At 62.6% G+C, this 2,238-nt stretch carries 2 protein-coding genes; both read right to left on the bottom strand.

Annotated features, from left to right (window positions below):
• Positions 1-134 precede the first annotated feature (134 nt).
• The gene (gene rpsA / locus EOA27_RS32835) at positions 135-1,832 is read right to left on the bottom strand and encodes a 30S ribosomal protein S1 (protein WP_041001096.1); all 1,698 of its coding nucleotides are present in this window, start codon (positions 1,830-1,832) and stop codon (positions 135-137) included.
• Between the two features lie 196 nt (positions 1,833-2,028).
• On the bottom strand, positions 2,029-2,238 hold a 210-nt coding region (locus EOA27_RS32830; protein ID WP_189562211.1), incomplete at its 5' end, for a (d)CMP kinase.

The following is a 2,238-nucleotide window of genomic DNA, read 5'->3' as shown; positions in this document are numbered from 1 at the left end:
CTCTATCTCTTTTTTTACGCAATTCCGGACGGAAAACCGCTGACACTTTTCCTGGAATTGCTCTGATATCCCGACAAAAGAAAACCCCGCCGGATCGCTCCGGCGGGGTTTTGTTATTCGCGAAGCGAAAGGGCTTAGTTACCCTGCTTCTTCAGCGCCGCGCCCAGGATGTCGCCAAGCGAGGCGCCGGAGTCGGTCGAGCCGTACTGGGCGACCGCTTCCTTTTCCTCGGCGATTTCCAGCGCCTTGATCGAGACCTGCAGCTTGCGGGTCTTCTTGTCGAAGGCGATGACGCGGGCGTCGACCTTCTGGCCGACGGTGAAGCGCTCGGGGCGCTGCTCGTCGCGGTCGCGCGAAAGGTCGGAGCGCTTGATGAAGGTCTCGATGCCGCTGTCGACCAGCCGCACGTCCAGACCGCCATCCTTCACGCCGATGACCTCGCAGGTGACGACGGCGTTCTTGCGCAGCTCGCCGCTATTGGCCGCTTCGCCGACCGTGTCGCGGGCCAGCTGCTTGATGCCGAGCGAGATGCGTTCCTTCTCGATGTCGACGTCGAGCACCTGCGCCTTGACCATGTCGCCGCGATTGTACTCTTCGATGACCTGCTCGCCCGGACGGGTCCAGTCGAGGTCGGACAGGTGCACCATGCCGTCCACGTCGCCTTCCAGGCCGATGAACAGGCCGAACTCGGTCTTGTTCTTGACCTCGCCCTCGACCTGGCTGCCGACCGGATGGTTGCGCGCGAAGGCTTCCCACGGGTTCTCAAGCGTCTGCTTGAGACCGAGCGAGATGCGGCGCTTGGCCGGATCGACCTCGAGCACGACCACGTCGACTTCCTGGGTCGTCGACAGGATCTTGCCGGGGTGCACGTTCTTCTTCGTCCACGACATTTCCGAAACGTGGATGAGGCCCTCGATGCCCGGCTCCAGCTCGACGAACGCGCCGTAGTCGGTGATGTTGGTGACGGTGCCCTTGATCTTCTTGCCGATCGGGAACTTGGTGCCGATATCCGACCACGGATCCGACTCGAGCTGCTTCATGCCGAGCGAGATGCGGTGGGTTTCCTGGTTGATGCGGATGATCTGCACCTTGACCGTCTGGCCGATGTTGAGGATCTCGGTCGGATGGTTGACGCGGCGCCATGCCATGTCGGTGACATGCAGCAGGCCGTCGATGCCGCCGAGGTCGACGAACGCACCGTAGTCGGTGATGTTCTTGACCACACCCTCGACCACCTGGCCTTCCTCGAGGTTCTGCACGATTTCCGAACGCTGTTCGGCGCGGCTCTCCTCGAGCACGGTGCGGCGCGACACCACGATGTTGCCGCGGCGGCGATCCATCTTGAGGATCTCGAAGGGCTGCGGGTTGTGCATCAGCGGGGTGACGTCGCGGATCGGACGGATATCGACCTGGCTGCGCGGCAGGAACGCCACGGCGCCGTCGAGGTCGACGGTGAAGCCGCCCTTGACCTGGTTGAAGATGACGCCTTCGACGCGCTCACCCTTGGTGAACTTCTCCTCGAGACGCACCCAGCTCTCCTCGCGGCGAGCCTTCTCGCGCGACAGCATGGCTTCGCCAAGCGCGTTCTCGATGCGCTCGACATAGACCTCGACGGTGTCGCCGACCTTGAGGGAGGAGTCCTTGCCCTTGGCGCCGAATTCCTTAAGCGGCACGCGGCCTTCGACCTTGAGGCCGACATCGATGATGGCCATGTCCTTTTCGATCGCGGTGATCGTGCCCCGGACAACCTGGCCCTCGCCGGAATGGCCGGCGGTGAATGATTCTTCGAGCATGCTCGCGAAATCGTCGCGAGACGGATTAGCAGCTGACATTGTTTCTCCTGGAATGCTCCGCTTTTGTCGCGGAGCGGGCGCCGTGGGTTAGCGTTGCGTGAGCCTGCCGGCGTTCCGGGCTGAAGAGCCCTTGGCCGCTATCTAAGCGGCAAGTCCGGCGCATGAAGAATGCTGGCAGGCTGGTTCGTGCCCGATATGGGTATTTTCGCCGCTCAAGGCAACCGAAAAAGCCCGATCAGGCCTTGTTTCTCTTGGCAAGGACATCGTCAACGATCGCCATTGCCGCCAGAAACGCGGCTTCTATAGCCATTTCGCTGGTATCAAGCAAGTGCGCGTCCGCCGCCGGCTTCAGCGGCGAGGAGGCTCTGCCCATGTCGCGCTCGTCGCGGCGCTCGATGTCGGCGAGGATGGTGGCGAAGTCGGCGCTGCCGCCCATGCTCTCGAT

The sequence above is a fragment of the Mesorhizobium sp. M2A.F.Ca.ET.037.01.1.1 genome, from assembly GCF_003998075.1.
In the GTDB taxonomy this organism is placed as follows: Bacteria; Pseudomonadota; Alphaproteobacteria; order Rhizobiales; family Rhizobiaceae; genus Mesorhizobium.
Note: the sequence above shows the minus strand (reverse complement) of the source record. Positions and strands in the feature narration are given on the sequence as shown.